11 protein-coding genes are annotated in these 18,755 nt (G+C 72.2%); 3 read left to right on the top strand and 8 right to left on the bottom strand.

Features of this window, described 5'->3' with window-relative positions:
* The first annotated feature begins 94 nt into the window (after positions 1-94).
* Positions 95-1,102 (top strand): LacI family DNA-binding transcriptional regulator, encoded by a 1,008-nt coding sequence (locus ABZ564_RS06770; protein WP_360850868.1) that lies wholly within the window; start codon positions 95-97, stop codon positions 1,100-1,102.
* A 48-nt stretch (positions 1,103-1,150) separates the two neighbouring features.
* On the opposite strand, the gene ABZ564_RS06765 is transcribed toward ABZ564_RS06770, so the two are convergent.
* From ABZ564_RS06765 to ABZ564_RS06735, 7 genes are all read right to left on the bottom strand, one after another.
* Positions 1,151-1,864, bottom strand: coding sequence for a hypothetical protein (locus tag ABZ564_RS06765; RefSeq protein WP_360850574.1), 714 nt, complete (start codon positions 1,862-1,864; stop codon positions 1,151-1,153).
* A gap of 28 nt (positions 1,865-1,892) precedes the next feature.
* Positions 1,893-4,136, bottom strand: a complete 2,244-nt coding sequence (locus ABZ564_RS06760) for a glycoside hydrolase N-terminal domain-containing protein (protein WP_360850571.1) — start codon at positions 4,134-4,136, stop codon at positions 1,893-1,895.
* A complete protein-coding gene (locus ABZ564_RS06755; protein ID WP_360850568.1) occupies positions 4,133-6,109 on the bottom strand; it encodes a beta-galactosidase in 1,977 nt (658 codons plus the stop codon). Before ABZ564_RS06755 ends, ABZ564_RS06760 begins: the two co-directional genes overlap by 4 nt.
* Positions 6,110-6,124: 15 nt before the next feature.
* The gene (locus tag ABZ564_RS06750; protein WP_360850565.1) at positions 6,125-8,368 is read right to left on the bottom strand and encodes a 1,4-beta-glucanase; all 2,244 of its coding nucleotides are present in this window, start codon (positions 8,366-8,368) and stop codon (positions 6,125-6,127) included.
* Positions 8,369-8,425: 57 nt separating this feature from the next.
* Positions 8,426-9,397, bottom strand: coding sequence for a carbohydrate ABC transporter permease (locus ABZ564_RS06745; protein ID WP_360850562.1), 972 nt, complete (start codon positions 9,395-9,397; stop codon positions 8,426-8,428).
* Complete coding sequence (locus ABZ564_RS06740) at positions 9,394-10,506, bottom strand: ABC transporter permease subunit (RefSeq protein ID WP_360850559.1); 1,113 nt, start codon at positions 10,504-10,506, stop codon at positions 9,394-9,396. The genes ABZ564_RS06745 and ABZ564_RS06740 overlap by 4 nt, the downstream gene beginning before the upstream one ends.
* Before the next feature lie 97 nt (positions 10,507-10,603).
* On the bottom strand, positions 10,604-12,211 hold the full coding sequence (locus tag ABZ564_RS06735) for an extracellular solute-binding protein (RefSeq protein ID WP_360850864.1): 1,608 nt from the start codon (positions 12,209-12,211) through the stop codon (positions 10,604-10,606).
* A 523-nt stretch (positions 12,212-12,734) separates the two neighbouring features.
* Here ABZ564_RS06735 and ABZ564_RS06730 point away from each other — a divergent pair.
* Positions 12,735-15,599 carry a glycoside hydrolase family 3 C-terminal domain-containing protein gene (locus ABZ564_RS06730; protein WP_360850556.1) on the top strand — a complete coding sequence of 955 codons (2,865 nt, stop codon included), beginning with the start codon at positions 12,735-12,737 and terminating at the stop codon, positions 15,597-15,599.
* A 61-nt stretch (positions 15,600-15,660) separates the two neighbouring features.
* On the top strand, positions 15,661-17,940 hold the full coding sequence (yicI, locus tag ABZ564_RS06725) for an alpha-xylosidase (RefSeq protein ID WP_360850553.1): 2,280 nt from the start codon (positions 15,661-15,663) through the stop codon (positions 17,938-17,940).
* Between the two features lie 70 nt (positions 17,941-18,010).
* Here yicI and ABZ564_RS06720 read toward each other — a convergent pair whose 3' ends face one another.
* Positions 18,011-18,544 carry a DUF4232 domain-containing protein gene (locus ABZ564_RS06720; RefSeq protein ID WP_360850550.1) on the bottom strand — a complete coding sequence of 178 codons (534 nt, stop codon included), beginning with the start codon at positions 18,542-18,544 and terminating at the stop codon, positions 18,011-18,013.
* Between the last annotated feature and the right edge of the window lie 211 nt (positions 18,545-18,755).

Here is an 18,755-nt window from a genome sequence, read left to right as displayed (position 1 = left end):
GGTGAAGTCGAAGCGCTTCGCCTCTTTCGACCGAAACCGCCGCAGCGGACCGAATCGTGTGCCGGATCCGACGACGCCCCTCCTGGAGAGCAGCATGGTCACCCTTGCCGAGGTCGCGCAGCATGCCGGAGTCTCGGCGAGCACGGTGAGCTACGTCCTCAGCGGGAAGCGGTCCATCTCGGTCTCCACGCGTGAGCGCGTCGAGCAGAGCATCCAGCAGCTCGGCTACCACCCCAACGCCGGCGCCCGCGCGCTCGCCAGCAGCCGGTCGAACATCATCGCGCTCATGGTGCCGCTGCGCACCGACATGTACGTGCCCGTGATGATGGAGATCGCCATCGCGGTCGCCACCACCGCCCGCACCCACGGCTACGACGTCCTCCTCCTCACCGGCGAGGAGGGGCCCGCGGCGGTGCGGCGGATCGCCGGCAGCTCGCTGGCCGACGCGATGATCCTGATGGACGTCGAACTGCACGACGAGCGGCTGCCGCTCCTGCGCGAGACCGACCGGGCCGCCGTGCTCATCGGCCTGCCCGCCGACACCAGCGGGCTGACCTGCGTGGACCTCGACTTCGAGGCGACCGGCGCGCTCTGCGTGGAACACCTGGCCGGTCTCGGACACCGCGAGATCGCCGTCATCGGCGAGGCCGCCGCGGTGTACGAGCGGCACACCGGATTCGCCGAACGGACCGTCGACGGCGTACGGACCAAGGCGCAGGAGACGGGCGTGCGCGTCCTGCACCGGCCGTGCGAGGGCGGGTACGCGGCGATGGCCCAGACCCTGTCGCGGATATTCGACGAGCGCCCCGGCACCACCGGCTTCATCGTGCAGAACGAGGCGGCGGTCGAGCCGCTGCTCAACCTGTTGCGGCAGCAGGGCCGGGCCGTGCCCGAGGACGTGTCGGTGGTGGCGATCTGCCCCGAGCAGGTGGCCACCCAGGCATCCGTCCGGCTCACCTCCGTCGCCATACCGGCCCAGGAGATGGGGCGCCGCTCCGTCGAGCAGGTCGTCGCCAAGCTCTCCGGCGGGGGCACGGACGAAGTGGAGCTGCTGGCACCTGAGCTGACGGTGCGGGAGAGCACCGGGCCCGCCCCGGTGTGACCACGTGGCCCGGCCCCCGGGCGGGGGGCCGGGCCACGTGCGCGCGGGTCAGCCCGCGGAGACGCCGAAGGAATTCGTGCGGAAGTCGAGGCCGCCCGCCGACGAGGTGATCTCGTAGCCGAACTGGACGTCACCGATGGTCTCGTTGCCCCACCAGCCCTTGGTGTCCTTGATCCACTTCAGGATCGGCAGGATGTTCACCGTTCCCGAGGTCGAGTCCGAGGTCCGCAGGAACGAGAAGACCTGGTTGGAGCCGTTGTCGCCCTTGTAGACGGTCCAGGTGTGCCCGCCCAGCGTCAGCGTGCCCTGCGGGGTGCCCAACGGGCCGACGGCGCCGTTGTAGTTGACCCAGAGCATGACCTCGTAGTCGTAGTCGCTGTCCCAGATGTCGTACGAGGTGTTGTAGGCGCCGGACGAGGGGACGGTGACGTTGTACGTGCTGGTGAGCGACGACAGCGAGCCGATCGGCTTGTTCACCACCTTCTTGGCGTTCGGGTACGACTTGATGCCGCCGGTGTTCGGGTGGTCCGCCCACACGCCCCAGTTCGACGAGGAGTTGGCCCAGACGGACTGGGCGCCCGCGCCGGAACCCCAGATGTTGTTGTAGAGGGTGTAGCCGTCGGAGGTGGTGTACGTGCCCCACTGGTCCGACGAGGACCAGACGGCGGCCTGGGCGGGGGCGGCGGCGAAGCCGACGAGGGCCGCCAGCGCCACCGCCGGGGCCAGTGCGAGCCTGTTGAGGGTACGGGTGCGTCGTGCCATGGTCGTCCTTCCATGGTGGGGGAGAGAGCTACCGCGGCCGGAGTTCCAGGACGCGGTCCACGCCGGCCGTCAGCTCCAGGGGAGCCGAGGGGGAGCCGGCGGAGGCTTCGGTGAGCGTGCTGCCGTCGCCCGTACGGACATCGACACGGGCGTCACGCGTCGGGTGCAGGACCGCCGTCGCGGTACCGTCGGCCGACCAGCGCAGATCCAGTCCGGCGCCGAACCGCGTACGCACACCGCGCAGTTCACCGCTCGGGCAGCCGTCCAGGGGCGCGGGCAGCAGGACCAGCCGGCGCGGCGTCGACTGGACCAGCGACTCGATGACGGCGGCGGGCAGGGCATGCGCCGCGTCCGCGTTGTACACGTCGCGGGCCGGGTAGTGGGCGCTCATCAGCGAGTCGTGGAAGAAGTCGCCCGCCAGGACGGACCGGACCGCCGCCGAGGCCCGGGCCCCGTCCCGCAGCCGCGCCGCGATCAGCGCGTGGTGCAGATGGCCGTGGGCCGAGTCGTTCTCCGCGCCCCGCAGCTCCAGCGCCCGGTGCGCGGCGGCGGCCAGCCCGGGCGTGTCGTACGGATTGATCGCGTCCAGCGGCCACACCGGGTAGAGGTGGCTGAGGTGGCGGTGGTCGTACGTCTCCGCCAGGCCCGGCCACGCCCACTCGGCGAGCGCGCCGTCCTCGTTGACCCGGTAGTCCGGGAGCCGGTCCGCCAGGGCCCGCCGGCGCTCGGCGACCGGGCCGGCGGGGAGCCGGTCGGCGGACGCGGTGAGCGCGTGGCGGGCCGCCGCGAGGTCCATCGTCGCGTTGACCGTGCCCCAGCTCGCGTTGGCCGGACGGTTCTCCGGCGAGTACGAGGGCACGACCGCCACCCGCCCGTCGGGGCCGGTCCGGGTGAGGAAGTCCTCGTAGAACAGGGCGGTCTCGTGCAGGGCGGCGGTCAGCCGGGGGTCCCGCGTCCCCGTCGTCTCCTCGTGCTCGACCAGCGGCTCCAGGAGCCAGTCCGCGCCGGCCGTCCACAGGTGCAGCGGGTAGGCGCGCTGGTAGTGGCGGGTGTGCCCCGACTCGCCGTCCGTGTGCGACGGGGCCACGAGGCCGCGCGCGCCGAACACCGCCCGCGCGTTGTCCCGCCAGTCCGCGAGCTGCCCGTACACCAGGGCGGCATGGGCCTCGGACACCTCCGGCAGCGCCGCCGCGGCGGCCGAGGCGATCTGGAGGTTGAGGTTGGCGTTGGTGGTGAACGCCCCCGACCACGCGGTGTCCCAGTCACCCGTCCACAGCCCGGTCAGCCGGGGCGGCAGGGCCCCGGAAGCGGACAGCAGGTGGTACCGCCCCGCCGCGAACAGCCGCTCCAGCAGGGCAGGGCTGTCCGGCCGCCGGACCAACTCACTTCCTGGCAGTTCGCGTTCGGCCGGGTCCGCGTCCAGGGTGAGCGCGGCCCGCTCGAACGCCGGCCGGTGCAGCGCCACATGGCGGGCGAGCAGCGTGGTGTAGTCGTCGCCCGGCAGCGCGGCGCACTCCGCCGTCAGGTCGAGGTGGCCCTCGTGCCGGCGCACCCGGGTCAGCAGCAGCAGGCTCCTGGCCCCCTCGACGCGGACGCCCTCGCCCGCCACCGAAACCCGCCCGCCCTCCGTCCGGAGCACCGTCACACCGCTGTACGCGAGGCCGCTGTCGGGGTAGCCCGCGCGCAGCGACAGCCGGGCGCCGTCCTGGGTCAGCACGGTGCTGCGCCCGACGGCCAGACGCGGCGGGGCGCCGGGCAGGGCGGGGTCCAGGGTCACGTCCGCGGCGAGCCCCGGCCCCGTGACGCACTGGACGATCACGTCGTCGGCGCGGGAGACGAAGACCCGGCTGCGCCACGTCTCGCAGGCGGCCGTGATCTCACCGGTGGCGAAGTCGACCGCCCGGCGGTACCCCGAGGACGGGTCCGCCGCCGGGTCGTTGCCGGGCACCGGCCGGACCCGGGTCTGGAAGGCCGGGTGGAAGGGCTGCACCCACACCAGGGGCCGGCCCGCACCGAAGCCTTCCGCCGCCCTGGTGTCCCCGGAGAGCAGGGCGCTCTGCAGCCGGTCGAGCCGGTCCGCGAGCTCGGGCGGGCGGACGTGCTCACTGCCGTTGGGCCGCACCAGGGTGTGGTGGTTGACGACGACCCGGTCGTCGGCCGGGTCGCCGTACACCATGGCCCCGTGCCGCCCGTTGCCCCCCAGGAAGGCGTCCTCCCAGCGGGCGGCGGGGCGCGGCTCCCAGGTGCCGTCGATGGTCGTGCGTCCGGTCACGGCGTGGCGCTCCGCAGCACGGCGACGCCGTAGCGGCCGAGCGCGATCCGGTCCGTCACCGACCGCCCGGTCAGCAGGTCCTCGTACGCGCCGGGGACGGCCACGGTGACCATCTCGCGGCGGTGGTGCAGCAGGAACAGCAGGTCACCCCGGCGCACTGCCTCCACCCCCTCGGGCAGCCCTGCCAGGACCGGCTCCACCCCGGCCTCCCGGACCACGTCGGCCAGGAGGGCCCGCAGCGCCGGCGGCTCAGGAAGCGTCGACACGTACACCGCCCGGCCCCTGCGCAGCACGGCCGGCAGTCCGGCCAGCTCGCCCTCGCGGTAGGTCGCCAGCACCTCGGCGTCCTCGGCCGCCTCCAGCTCCTCCGACCACAGGGTGCCCCGGAAGCCGTCGCACTCCACGGTCTCGTCCGCCTCCAGCGGCCACCACTCGTGCAGGGTGCCGATCCCGAACAGCTCGCGCAGCCGGGCGTCCATCCCGCCCGGCCTGATCCGGTCGTCCACGTCCGCGATGCCGCTGAAGAAGCCGCACACCAGCCGTCCGCCGCCCCGTACGTACGCCACGAGGTTGTCGACCGCCGCGTCGCCGAGCAGGTAGAGGTGCGGGACGACGACCGCCTTGAACCGGCTCAGGTCGGCGTCGGGCCGGGCGAAGTCCGTGGGTGTGCCGTTCTCCCACAGCGCCCGGTGCCAGCGCCGTACCACCTCGGTGTAGTCCAGCAGCGAGGACGGACCGCCCTCCTGAGCGCCCGCCCACCAGGCGTCCCAGTCGTGCAGCACCGCCACATCGGCGGCGACGCCGGTGCCGGACACCACGGGGCCGAGCGCGGCGAGTTCGGTGCCCAGCCGCCGGGTCTCGCGGAAGGAGCGGCCGTGCTCGCCGGCGTGGCCGAGCATGCCCGAGTGGAACTTCTCCGAACCCTGGCGGGACTGCCGCCACTGGAAGTAGCAGATGGCGTCGGCGCCGCGCGCCACCGACTGGAGCGACCAGAGCCGGTTCAGCCCCTCGGGCTTGGGGTGGTTGACGCCCCGCCAGTTCACCGCGCCCGCCGCCTGCTCCATCAGCATCCACGGGCCGGCGGCCTGCGAGCGCGTCATGTCCGCGAGCATCGCGTTGTACTGCCCGCCCTGCGGGTCGCGCGGGTCCGGGTAGACGTCGACCGAGACGATGTCCTCCTGTCCCGACCACGCCCAGGCGTCCTGCCCCGACCACAGCGGCATGAAGTTCGTCGTCACCGGGATGTGCGGGGTGTGCCGGGCGACGATGTCCCGCTCGGCGGTGAAGCACTCCAGCAGCGCGTCCGAGGTGAAGCGCTTGAAGTCCAGCACCTGGGTGGGGTTCCTCATGTACTGCGCCTTGCGCGGCGGCAGGATCTCCGTCCACGCGTCGTAGCGCTGGCTCCAGAAGGCCGTGCCCCACGCCTCGTTGAGGGCGTCGAGCGTCCCGTACCGGCTGCGCAGCCAGCGGCGGAAGTGCCCCGCCGTCTCGTCGCACCAGCAGTGCGTGCAGTACTCGTTGTTGATGTGCCACACGGTCAGCGCGGGGTGCTCCGCGTACCGCGCGGCGAGATCCTCGGTCAGGGCGGCGGCGTAGCGGCGGTAGACCGGTGAGCTGGCGCAGAACTGCTGGCGCGAGCCGTACCAGACGATGGACCCGTCCTCCGCGCGCGGCAGGGTCTCCGGGTGCCGCGCCCCCATCCAGGGCGGCGGGGACGCGGTCGGGGTCGCGAGCACGACGCCGATGCCGTGGGCGTGCATCAGGTCCATCAGCCGGTCCAGCCAGTCGAACTCCCTTGCTCCCGGGCGGGGTTCGATCTTCGCCCAGGAGAAGACGCCGAGGGTGACGGAGTTGACGCCGGCCTTCTTCATCAGCCGTACGTCGTCCTCCCACACCTCCTCGGGCCACTGTTCGGGGTTGTAGTCGCCTCCGAAGAGGATGCGGCCACGGGCTGCGTCGCGCAGGGACGGCATGGCGTCTCCGGTTCCTTACTGGGGTTCTGCGTACTGGATGCCGCGGCCGTTGGTGCCCAGGTAGACACGGCCGTGGACGCGGGGGTCGCCGGTGATCACCTCACCGGTCCAGCCCCACTGGTGGGAGTCGTCGTTGATCCGCACCCAGGTGCGGCCCGCGTCGTCGGAGCGCAGCACCGCCACCCCGTCGTACGTGTCCGCGACCCTGCCGGTCTGGAAGACGGCCGGATAGCCCGCGCCGGGCCGCCGGGGGTCCCGCACCGGGGCCGCCTTTCCGAAGCCCAGCGCGTGCGAGGCCTGGCAGCCGGGCACCGCGGTGAAGGTGAGCCCGCCGTCCGTGGAGCGGAAGAGGCCGTTGTCCTTCGCGGACAGCCACAGGTCACCGCTGCGGCCGGGTGCCGCCGCCACCTTGAACTGCGGGTCGCCGGACGGGAGTCCGCTCGCGCCCCGGCCGAAGGTCGCGCCCCCGTCGCGGGAGACGAAGACGGCCCCGGTGTCGGTGTCGTACACGTAGAAGCGCCTCGGATCGACCGGGTCGGCGACCGGGGTGCCGCCCTTGGGGAAGGTCGTCACCTCGGCCCAGCTCGCGCCGCCGTCGGTGGACCGGTGGGCGGGGTACTTGGTGCCGTCCCAGTGGATGAACGACCAGAGCAGCGTCGCCCCGTCCGCCGAGACCGCGACGGGCCCCGGCGCGGAGGGCGCGATCGCGGGCTGGGCGGCGAACGGCTGCCAGCTGCGGCCCCCGTCGTGGGAGAAGGCACCGGCCGCGTCGGAACCGGACGGCCAGCCGGTGCGCACCACGTACGACGGCTTCAGCGCGGCGAGCGCGAGGCCGGTGGCCGTACCGAAGACCGGGTTCACGGCCATGCCCCGGGACGGGGACGCGGTCAGCGAGTCGTGGTACATCACCCCGATGTCGCCGAGGCCGCTCAGGAGCCGGGCGCCCTTGCCGGGCGGGGCGAGGAGGAAGCGTACCGACGACTCCTCCAGGCCCCGGATCTCCGGCGCCCAGTGGACGAGGTCGCGCGTCCCGAAGATCGTCGCGCCGGTCCCGTACACGATGTGGTGCGAGTCGAAGGGGTCGACGGCGACGGCCTGGATCCACCAGCCGAACTTGGCCGCGTCCCCGCCCCAGCGCAGATACGGGGTCTCCGACACGTCCACGACGGCGGTGTCCTTCAGCGAGACCCAGCTCGCGCCGCCGTCGGTGGACCGGAACACCGTGTCGATCAGCCCCCAGCGGTTGTTGGTGGTGACGACGAGCGTGCCGGCCCGGCGCGCGTCGACGGCGACCCCGCCGTACCCGAAGCCGTCACCGGCGGCGGCGTCCGGCCGCACCGGGGTGACCTCGCTCCAGGCACCCGTCACCGTGTCGAGCCGGTGCACCGAGCCGTCGGACTGCCCGTTGGGCCCCGGGGCGTCCGCGTAGGTGACGTACAGCGCCCGCCCCCGGGCGTCGTACGCGGCCCGCACCGGCACCTCGACCGCCGCGCTCCCGGACGGCTGCCCGGGCACCGCCTCCCAGCCGCCCCTGCCGTCCGTACGGTAGAGCGCGCTGCCGCCGTCGCCCCAGCCCGCGTACACCGTCCGGCCGGCGGCCACCAGGAACATCACGCCCTGCCCGGTCTCCGACGGGGTCGCCGGGAACGCGGCCGGAGCCCAGGTCGCGCCCCGGTCCGTGGAGCGCAGCAGCCCGTCGTGCCGGGTGCCCAGCCACAGCGTCCCGCTGTCGCGGGGGTCCACGAGCAGTCGCTCGCCGGCCCCGCGCCCGTCCTCGTTCGCGCCGAGCCGCACGGGCAGGTCGGCCCGCTCCCAGGTGGCGCCCCGGTCGTCGGAGCGCAGCACCGCGCCGGGGGACGCCCAGGACTGCGCGTACGTGCCGCAGGCCAGGTAGAGGCGGTCCGGGTGGGCCGGGTCGACGGCCATCGCCTCGATGCCGAGGAGGTTCCAGTCGTCCCAGCCGATGTGGTCGGTGAGCGCCGTCCAGCGGGCCTTCGCCGCGTCCCAGCGGTAGGCGCCGCCGATGTCGGTGCGGGCGTAGGCCAGGCCCTTCACCGCGGGGTGGAACAGCAGCCCGGTGACGAACCCGGTGCCGCCGATCGCGGCCGTCCGCCAGCGGTGGGGCCGGGGCCCGCCGTCGTGGTGGCGGCCTTGGGCCGCGGCGGTGCCCGCGGCCGGGAGGGCGGTGGCAGCGGCGGCGACGGCCGCCGTGGCGAGCACGGTTCTGCGGCGGGGCGTGGGCGCGGACGAAGCGCGCATGGCGAACACCTTCCGGACAACGGGGGAGGGGGAGAAGGAGTGGGACCGGGCAGCGGGTCAGCCCTTCACGGCGCCGGTGAGCATGCCCTTCTGGAAGTGCTTCTGGACGAACGGCGACAGCACCGCGACCGGGACCAGCGCGAGGATCATGACGGCCATCTGCACGGCGAGGCTGTTGATCTGGCCGTTGCTGACGGCAGCGCCCATGGCGCCCGGCGGCACCTGGTGCTGGAGGACCAGCTGACGCAGGATCATCTGCAGCGGGTACTTGTCGCTGTCCTGGATGTAGAGCATCGCGTTGAACCACTGGCTCCAGTAGCCGACCGCGTAGAACAGCGAGATCACGGCGATCACCGCACGCGACAGCGGCATGATGATCTGGAGCAGGATGCGCCACTCGCCGGCCCCGTCGATGCGGGCCGCGTCGATGAGTTCGGGCGCGGTGTCCATGAAGAAGCCGCGCAGCACCAGCACGTTGAACACGCTGATCGCGCTGGGCAGGATCATCGACCAGTAGCTGTTGCTCAGGCCGATGCCGGTGACCAGCAGATACGTCGGGATGAGCCCGGCGCCGAAGAACATCGTCGCCATCAGCGTCATCAGCAGCGGGCGGTGCGCGTACGAGTCGCGGCGGCTCAGCCCGTACGCGCACAGGACGGAGACGACCATGCTGACGGCCGTACCGACGACGGTGAGGCCGACGCTGACGGCGGCCGCGCGGGTCACCGCGCCCCCGCTCAGCAGCTCCTTGTACGCGACGAACGTGATGTGCTTCGGCCAGACGACCAGGCCGCCCGCCTCGTTGATGGCCTTGGTGTCGGAGAGGCTGGTCACCAGCACCACCCAGATCGGGATGATGACGATCGCGCAGATCGCGACGAGCCCGATGCCCTTGAAGGCGAGGCCGGCCTTCGTCGGCTCCTCCTCCCACACCGGGCGCGGCTCGATGCGCAGGGCGCGCTGGAGTGGCGTCTCGGTGCGGGGCGCGGGGGCCGCCGTGCTGCTCTCTTGGTCCAGGAGAGTTGTCATTTCTTGGAGTACACCCCCTGCTCGCCCAGCATGTGGGCGACCTTGTTGGCACCCAGCACCATGGCGACGCTGAACAGTCCCTTGAAGATGCCGGCGGCGGCCGCGTAGCCGAAGTCGCCGGTCTTGATGCCCGTCCACCAGATGTAGGTGTCCAGGATTTCCGAGGCCCCCGCGCCGACCTGGTCGCGCTGGAGCAGGATCTGCTCGAAGTCGAGGTTGAGCGCGCTGCCCACCCGCAGGACGAGCAGCAGGGCGATGACCGGGCGCAGCGCGGGCAGCGTGACGTGCCACATGCGGCGCCAGCGGCCGGCCCCGTCGACGGCGGCGGCCTCGTACAGGTCGGTGTTGACGGCGGCGAGCGCGGCCAGGAAGACGATGACGCCCCAGCCGGCGTCCTTCCATACGGCCTGCGCGCTGACCAGGAACTTGAAGAAGCCCGGGTCGGTCATCAGGTCGAAGCCCTCGTGACCGCGCTCGCGCAGCCACTGGGCGACCAGTCCGGCGCCGCCGAACATCTGCTGGAAGACGGTGACGACGAGCACCCAGGAGAAGAAGTGCGGCAGGTAGACGACCGCCTGCACCCAGGCCCTGACCCGGGCGCTCATGATCGTGTTGAGCAGGAGCGCGATGGCGATCGGGATGGGGAAGAACAGGACCAGCTGGGTCACGAAGATGACCAGCGTGTTCACCAGGACTTCCCAGAAGCGGTAGTCCTCGAAGATCCGGGTGAAGTTGTCGAACCCGACGAACGGGCTGCCCGTGATGCCCAGGTCGTACACGTCGTAGTCCTGGAAGGCCACGATGTTCCCGAGCAGCGGGATGTAGTTGAAGATCAGCAGCAGCGCGATGGCCGGCATCGTCATCAGGATCAGGGTGCGGTCGCGCCGCAGCCGCTGACGCCAGGTGATGCCGCCCGTCCGCCTGCCCGAGTCCGCCCGTCCGCCCTTGTCCGTACGGGATCCGCGGGCGCCGCCCGCCCGGGACCTGCCCGCCCGGACACTCCTCGTCTCCCCGCCGTCACCGTCCCCGGCGCCGCTGCCGCCTGCCGGGGCGCTCGCCCCGCCGGCGGTGCGGTCCGGGTCGGCCGCGACCGTGGCCCGTGACTTCACCCTGTGCTCCCCATGTCGTGCTCCTGACCCCGGCCGCCGGGCCCGGTGTGCCCGGCGGCCCTTCCCTCTCGTGCGTACGGTGTGTGCCGCGTACGCGTCAGTTGCCGGAGCCGTTCTTGTCGAGAACGTCCTGGTACCAGTCGCGCAGCTTGTCGCCGCCGCTCTTCTTCCAGGTGTTCACCGCGTCGTCCACGTCGCTGACCTTCTTGCGGCCGCGGCGGATGTCCTTCTGCAGGTCGTCGAACGGGGTGTACAGGGAGGCGTAGCGCTGCGGCTCGACGACCTGCATCCCGAAGAACATGGGCTTCTTGACGTGCGGCGCCTGGCGCGCCATCCAGCCGGCGTAGTCCTTGGCCAGCTGAGGCTGGTCCGGGTAGGCGATGGAGGTGGGCGGCGAGGCGACGAACAGGAACGTGGAGGGCTGGGCCTCCTCGATTCCCTGCGGGGTGTAGGTCGGGGCCCCGTCCTTGATGGTGTAGTGGGTGCCCTTGACGCCGTAGTTGGTGAGCATGAACTCCTCGGTGCCGAACGGCGCCGCCGCGTAGTCGGCGATCGCGAGGAACTCCTCGATCTTCTCCTTGGGCAGCTTCTTGCTGAGGAAGGTGAAGATGCCCGCCGGGTCGGACTGCCAGAGCGTCGGACTGCCGCCGTCGGCGCTGAAGAAGTCGAGCGCCTGCATGTCGAACTTCGGGTTGGCGGAGGCCTGTTCGGTGACCATGCCCTTCCAGCCGCCGGTGCCGTCGTTGTACATCACGGTGTGACCGCTGGTGAAGCGGATCTTGGCGTCGGCGTCCTTGCCGGCCTCGGCGTCCGGGTGGACGTACCCGTTGTCGTGGAGCTTGCGGGCGAAGGCCAGGGCTTCCCGGTACTCCTTCGTCTCGATCTTGTGGACGAGCTTGCCGTCCTCCAGCCGCCAGTAGTGCGGCGCGTCCGGGAGCAGGCCGAAGATCATCTGGATGCAGACCCAGAGGTCGTCGAAGGCCCACACCTTCTTCTTGGGAGCGGTGTACTCCTTGCCGAAGGCCAGCAGGTCGTCGGCGCTCGCCGGGACGGCGCCGGAGCCGATCAGGTCCTTGCGGTAGAAGATCGCGTTGCCGATGATCGGCGTCGGCATGGGCAGCCCGCGCAGCTTGCCGCCGAAGACCGAGTACTGCCAGGCGCCGGTGGGGATGTTGGCCAGGTTGGGGTACTTCTTGACGGCGTCGCCCGCCAGGTAGGGGGACAGGTCCGCGAACTTGGCGGTGATGGCGTTGCGGATCTGCCCCTGCATGTTCCAGCCGGGGATGGTCACGACGTCCGGGATGTCCGAGCCGGCGAGGACCGCGCCGATCTTGTCCTGGTAGGTGTTGCCGTCCTGCGGGTCGAAGTCGAGCGTCGCGCCGACCGCCTTGTTCACGGCCGTGTAGTACGGGTTGTTCTTCTTCGGGACGGTGCCCCACAGCGGGGTCATGACCCGGAACTCCGAACCCTTGCCCGGGACCGACTTGACCGAGACCACCAGCGGGTCCGGGAGCTTGGTGAAGCCGGGGCTCGAACCGTTGACGCCGGGGACATCGGGCTGGACCAGGTTCAGCGGGACGTAGCTCGGTACGACCTTCTTCAGGGCCTTGCCCGAGGTCGTGCCCTCCTTGCTCCCGGAACCGGAGCCGGAACCGCCGCACGCGGCGAGCAGCGGCACCCCGCCGGCCACGGCGACGGCCGCCACCGCGCCGGTGGCGAGGAAGCTTCTCCGGCTCGGGGCCGGGGAGGTGGGGGAGGAATTCGGCGTCATTGCGTCAACCCTTCGAGGCGCACCAGGACGACACGCGGCGGGGCGACCGCCGTTCGGTTCCTGTGTCTGAGGTGGAGCGTTGCTGGCTGAGCCGGTGTCACCGGCCCCAGGTGAAGCGGTTCAACTGGGCGGCGGCAGAACGTGTCGCCGTCCCGGGAAATCCAGGGCGCCGGGCGCCCCATCGAAGCTCCGTCGAAGCGCTTCGATGTTGCAGCGAGGTTAAGTGAAGGGTCTGTGTGGCACAAGAGTTCGTTGCCGGATTCCTCCGATGCGTTTCCGAACTGTTTCCTGCGACGACTCGGCCGCGCCGGAGGCACAGGTCGGCCACCGACCCTTGACACGCCCCGGGTTGGCCGTTGAGCATCGAAGCGCTTCGAAAGATCGTCCGAGACCCTTCCGGGGCCCGCACGAGGCGCCGGCACCGCCAGACCTCCCACCTTTGAAGAAGGACCCGCACGTGACGGAACAACCGCAGCCCTTCCGCGACCCGCGACTGCCCTTCGCCAAGCGCGTCGACGATCTGCTCCAGCGGCTCACGCCGGACGAGCGCGTCGCGATGCTGCACCAGTTCGCACCGGCGGTCGACCGGCTCGGGATCGGCGCCTTCCGCACCGGCCAGGAGGCCCTGCACGGTGTCGCCTGGATGGGGCAGGCCACGGTCTTCCCGCAGGCCGTGGGGCTCGGCGCCACCTGGAACGACGAGCTGGTGCGCCGGATCGGCGAGGCCGTCGGCAACGAGGTCCGCGCCAAGCGCGCCCAGGACGACCGGGTCGGGCTCAACGTCTGGGCCCCCACCGTCAATCTGCTGCGCCACCCGCTGTGGGGGCGCGGCGAGGAGGGGTACAGCGAGGACGCCGCGCTCACCTCCGCCATCGCCGTCGCCTACACCCGGGGCCTGCGCGGCGACCACCCGCACTACTGGCGCACCGCTCCGGTCCTCAAGCACTGGCTCGCCCACAACAACGAGACGGACCGCGACACCTCGTCCTCCTCGATCCGCCCGAGGGTGCTGCACGAGTACGACCTCAGGGCCTTCCGCGACGCCGTCCGAGCGGGCGCGGTCGCCGGGGTGATGCCCGCCTACAACCTGGTCAACGGGCGCCCCAACCACGTGTCGCCGCTGCTCTCCCGGCACCTGCGCGGCTGGACCGACCAGCCCCTGGTCGTCTGCTCCGACGCCGGCGCACCGACCAACCTGGTCGACTCCGAGCACTACTTCGACACCCACGAGGAGGCGACCGCCGCCGCCCTGCGCGCCGGCGTCGACAGCTTCACCGACCACGGCCAGGACTCCACCGTCATGACCGGCCGCATCAAGGGCGCCCTGGAACGGGGACTGCTCGACGAGCACGACGTCGACACCGCCGTCCGCCGCCTGCTCCACATGCGCTTCGCACTCGGCGAGTTCGACCCCGGCCTGGACCCGTACGCGGACACCACCGCCCTCGACACCGAGGAACACCGGGCGCTCGCCCTGGAGGCCGCCGAGCAGGCGGTCGTGCTCCTCAAGAACGACGGACTGCTGCCGCTCGACCCCGCGGCCGGCCGGACCGTCGCCGTCGTCGGACTCCTCGCGGACGCCTGCAAGCTCGACTGGTACAGCGGCACCCTGATCCACCGCTCGACCCCGCTCGACGGACTGCGCGAGCGCCTCGGCGCCGACCGCGTGATCCACGCCGAGGGCGCCGACCTGGTCCGGATCAAGTGCGCGGACGGCTGGCTGCACATCCCCCCGGCGGACCCGGGCGGCGACGCGGCGCGCGGCGCGGAGGGCGCACTCGACCCGGCGCTCCTCGCCGGCCGCACCGACCTGCCCCCGCTGACCTGCGCCGACACCCCGTCCGAGCTGGCGCTGGTGGACTGGGGCGGCGGCGTGATCACCCTGCGGGAACCCGAAGGCCGCTACCTCTCCGTCGCCGACGACGGCTTCGTACGCGCCTCCGCGGACGAGCCGGGCGGCTGGATCGTCCAGGAGACCTTCCGGTGGGAAGCGGTGGAAGGTCATGCCGGCGGTCACCGCCTTCTGCACATCGGAACGGGTGGGTATGTCTCAGTCGCCGCCGACGGCGTAAAGGTTGCCGTCCCGGGCGAAGAGAATTCCGAGGCCCCCGGCACCGTCTTCGAGACCGAGGTCACCGAGCGCGGCGAGGACGCCGTCGCCCGCGCCGCGGCGGCCGCCGACACCGTGATCGTGGTGGCCGGCAACGACCCGCACATCAACGGCCGCGAGACCGAGGACCGCACCACCCTCGACCTGCCCGCCCAGCAGGAACGCCTCTGGCGCGCCGCCCACGCCGCCAACCCGCGCACCGTCCTGGCGGTCACCTCCGCCTACCCGTACGCCCTGGCCGACGCCGCCGCCACCCTGCCCGCACTGCTGTGGACCGCGCACGGCGGCCAGGCCGCGGGCACCGCCCTCGCGCGTGTCCTCGCCGGCGACGTCTCCCCGGCCGGCCGGCTGCCGCAGACCTGGTACGCCTCCGACGCGGAACTGCCCGGGCTCCTCGACTACGACGTCATCGGCTCGCGGCAGACCTACCTCTACTACGAGGGCACCCCGCTCTTCCCCTTCGGCCACGGCCTCACCTACACCGACTTCGCGTACAGCGCCCTGACCGCCGTACGCGAGGGCGACCTGCTGCACGTCTCGCTGACCGTCACCAACACCGGCACCGTCGGCTCCGACGAGGTCGCCCAGCTGTACGTACGGGCCGTGGCCCCGTCCGTCACCCGGCCGCTGCGCCAACTGGCCGGACACCGCCGGCTGCACCTCGGCCCCGGCGCCGAGGAGCGCGTCGCGTTCACCGTGCCCGTCGAGGAGCTCGGCCACTGGGACGTGGCGCACGGCCGCTGGAGCGTCGAGCCCGGCGCGTACGAGATCCAGGCGGGCGCCTCCAGCACGGACATCCGGGCCGTCACGGTCGTCACGGTGGAGGGGGAACCGGCCGCGCCGCGCCCGGTCCTGGCCCGCGGCCTGGAGGCCGCCGACTACGACGAGCAGCTGGGCACCGAGATCGTCGACCGGATGAAGACCGACGACGACGCGGTCACCGCCACCGCCGAATCCAACGAACTCCTCTACCGCCGCTGCGACTTCGGTGCCGGAACGAACGGCGTCGAGGCCTCCGCCTCGGGGGAGGGGGCCGTCCTGCTCACCATCGACGGCACCACCGTCACCGTCCCGGTACCCGCCACCGGCGGACCGTACGACTACCGCACCCTCCGGGCCGGTCTGACCGCCTCCGGCGTCCGCGACCTGCGGATCACCCTGCGCGGCACGGTCCGGCTGGCTTGGCTCGGCTTCACCGGGGCCGGCGAGTGAACCGCACCGCCGCGCGTCCCCCTCTTCCTCCCCCTCCAGTTGCCCCCGGCAAGGAGTCCGCATGAAGTTCACCGACGGCTTCTGGCTCATGCGTGAGGGCGTACGCGCCTCCTACGCGACCGAGATCCGCGATCTGCGCGTCAGCGCCGACCAGTTCACCGCGTACGCCGCCGTGAAACGGGTGGCCGCGCGCGGCGACACCCTCAACACCCCGCTCATCACCGTCGACTGCTTCTCCCCCGCCGAGGGGATCATCGGTGTCCGCACCACGCACCACGCCGGAAAGGCCCACCGGGGCCCGGACTTCGCCTTCCCCGGGCTCGACCCGGCTGCCTCCGGGGCCCGTACCCGCCAGGACGGCGCCGTCACCGAACTCACCAGCGGACCGCTCACACTGCGGATGGACGGCGAAGGCCCCTGGGGCATCACCTTCCTCGACGCCGACGGGCGCCGCCTGACCGCGGTCGACGCCAAGGGCACCGCCTTCGCCACCACGCCCGACGGCGACCACCACATGGTCGCCCAACTCGCCCTCGACATAGGCGAGAACGTCTACGGGCTCGGCGAGCGTTTCACCCCGTACGTCAAGAACGGCCAGAGCGTGGACATCTGGCAGGCGGACGGCGGCACCAGCAGCGAACTGGCCTACAAGAACATCCCGTTCTACCTCTCCTCGCGCGGCTACGGCGTCTTCGTCAACCACCCCGGCAAGGTCTCCTTCGAGGTCGGCTCGGAGTCGGTGGGGCAGGTGCAGTTCAGCGTCGAGGACCAGTCGCTGGAGTACTTCGTCGTCGCCGGACCGACGCCGAAGGAGGTGCTGGCCCGCTACACCGCGCTCACCGGCCGCCCCGCGCTCCCGCCGGCCTGGTCGTTCGGCCTCTGGCTGACGACGTCCTTCTGCACCTCGTACGACGAGGCGACCGTCACCTCGTTCGTCGACGGCATGGCAGAACGCGAGATCCCGCTCTCCGTCTTCCACTTCGACTGCTTCTGGATGCGCGAGTACCAGTGGTCGGACTTCCTCTGGGACCCGGACGTCTTCCCCGACCCGGAGGGCATGCTCGCCCGGCTCAAGGAACGCGGGCTGCGGATCAGCATGTGGATCAACCCGTACATCGCCCAGAAGTCGGCGCTGTTCGCGGAGGGCGCCGAACTGGGCCATCTGGTCCGCCGCCCCAACGGTGACGTCTGGCAGTGGGACCTGTGGCAGCCCGGCATGGCCCTGGTCGACTTCACCAGCCCCGCCGCGCGCGAGTGGTACACCGCGAAGCTGCGCGTCCTGCTCGACCAGGGCGTCGACTGCTTCAAGACCGACTTCGGGGAGCGCATCCCCACCGACGTGGTCTGGCACGACGGCTCGGACCCGGAGCGGATGCACAACTACTACGCGCAGATCTACAACAAGACGGTCTTCGAGCTCCTGGAGAAGGAGCGCGGCCACGGCGAGGCCGTCCTCTTCGCCCGGTCCGCCACGGCCGGCGGGCAGCAGTTCCCCGTCCACTGGGGCGGCGACTGCTTCGCCTCGTTCACGGCGATGGCCGAGTCCCTGCGCGGCGGCCTGTCCCTGAGCCTGTCCGGCTTCGGCTTCTGGAGCCACGACATCGGGGGCTTCGAGGGCACCCCGGACCCGGCCGTCTTCAAGCGCTGGCTCGCCTTCGGCCTGCTCTCCTCGCACAGCCGGCTGCACGGCAACGTGTCGTACCGGGTGCCGTGGGAGTTCGGCGAGGAGGCGGTGGACGTCGCCCGCAAGTTCACCCTGCTCAAGCACCGGCTGATGCCGTACCTCTACGGTGCCGCCGCCACCGCCCACCGCACGGGCGTCCCGATGATGCGGCCCATGCTGCTCGAATTCCCCGGCGACCCGACCACCCGCATGCTGGACCGGCAGTACATGCTCGGCCCCGACCTGCTGGTCGCCCCGGTCTTCACCGAGGACGGGCAGGTCGAGTACTACGTCCCCGAGGGCACCTGGACCCACCTGCTCACCGGCGAGACGGTCACCGGACCCGTCTGGCGCCACGAGACCCACGGCTTCGACAGCCTGCCGGTCCTCGTCCGCCCCGGCGCGGTCCTGCCCTGGGGCGGTGACGACCAGCGCCCCGACGGCGACTGGCTGGACGGACTCACGCTGCGCGTCTTCGGGGGCGGCGCGGAGGGGTCCGGCACGACGGTGACGGTGCCGGACCACGCGGGCGCCACCGCCGCCACCTTCCGGGTGACGTGCGAGGGCGACACCCTCACGGTCACCTCCGAACGCACCGAGCGCCCGTACCGCGTGGTCGACGAGGCCACGGGGGCGACGGGGGAGGGCACGGGCACGGTGACGGTGCGGGGCGCCTGACCGGTTGAGCGGGGGCGGGACGGCAGGAGGGGGGCCGTCCCGCCTCCGCGCGTGTCCGCGGCGGCGAGGTCTACCGTGTGCCCGCCGCCAGGGCCCGGGCGGCGGCGCCCGGCGAGGTGTGCCAGAGCGTCGTCACCGGCTCCCACACCCGGATGCCGTCCGCCATGCCGACGGCCGGCGCCCCGAACGTCACCCCGTAGTGCGCCGGGTCCGCCGCCACGGAGAGGCTGCGCACGACATGGCCCTCGGTCGTCCCCGGCGCCGCCGTGCGCACCGCCGCGTACCCGCGCTCGCCCGGCGACAGCACGTACGGCCCGCTCGTCGCCGGCGGTACGGGCTGTGCCGAGCCGTCCAGGCCCCGGAACGTCACCGTCGGGACGCGGTCCACGGCGCAGGCGCGGCCGCCCTCGTTGACCACGGAGATCCGGGCGGTGTTCTGCCGCCCGCCGGGTCCGGCCGAGATGCGGAGGTTCTTCTCCTGGCAGGGGGCGGTCGCGCGGGCCTGCGCGGCCGGGGGAGCGGTTGTGGCCCAGACGGGGGGTGCGGACAGGGCCGCGGCGGCGGCAGCGGTGACGGCGGCGGTGAGAGCGGTGCGCAGACGCATGAGGTTTCTCTCCTGGGTCGACGGGCCCCGACCGGGACGGCGGGCCTGAGTCGTCGCGGGCCGTGAGGCCGACGGGATCAGTCTGGAACAGTCTGACCGGTGTACCGGACTCAGGGCGATAAATCAGACATATCGATCCGGCAACGTGCCGTCGGGCGGACGCATTCCTTGAGGAACTCCGGATTTGCCTAAGGCTCTTAGGCAAGCGCAT

The organism is Streptomyces sp. NPDC019224 (assembly GCF_040632605.1).
Taxonomy (GTDB): Bacteria; Actinomycetota; Actinomycetes; order Streptomycetales; family Streptomycetaceae; genus Streptomyces.
The sequence above is the reverse complement of the archived record's forward strand: the minus strand, read 5'-3'. Positions and strand labels throughout refer to the sequence as shown.

Coding starts and splice junctions, on each gene's coding strand:
- ABZ564_RS06770 (WP_360850868.1), top strand. CDS start 95: ATGGTCACCCTTGCCGAGGTCGCGCAGCATGCCGGAGTCTCGGCGAGC.
- ABZ564_RS06765 (WP_360850574.1), bottom strand. CDS start 1,864: ATGGCACGACGCACCCGTACCCTCAACAGGCTCGCACTGGCCCCGGCG.
- ABZ564_RS06755 (WP_360850568.1), bottom strand. CDS start 6,109: ATGCCGTCCCTGCGCGACGCAGCCCGTGGCCGCATCCTCTTCGGAGGC.
- ABZ564_RS06750 (WP_360850565.1), bottom strand. CDS start 8,368: ATGCGCGCTTCGTCCGCGCCCACGCCCCGCCGCAGAACCGTGCTCGCC.
- ABZ564_RS06745 (WP_360850562.1), bottom strand. CDS start 9,397: ATGACAACTCTCCTGGACCAAGAGAGCAGCACGGCGGCCCCCGCGCCC.
- yicI (WP_360850553.1), top strand. CDS start 15,661: ATGAAGTTCACCGACGGCTTCTGGCTCATGCGTGAGGGCGTACGCGCC.
- ABZ564_RS06720 (WP_360850550.1), bottom strand. CDS start 18,544: ATGCGTCTGCGCACCGCTCTCACCGCCGCCGTCACCGCTGCCGCCGCC.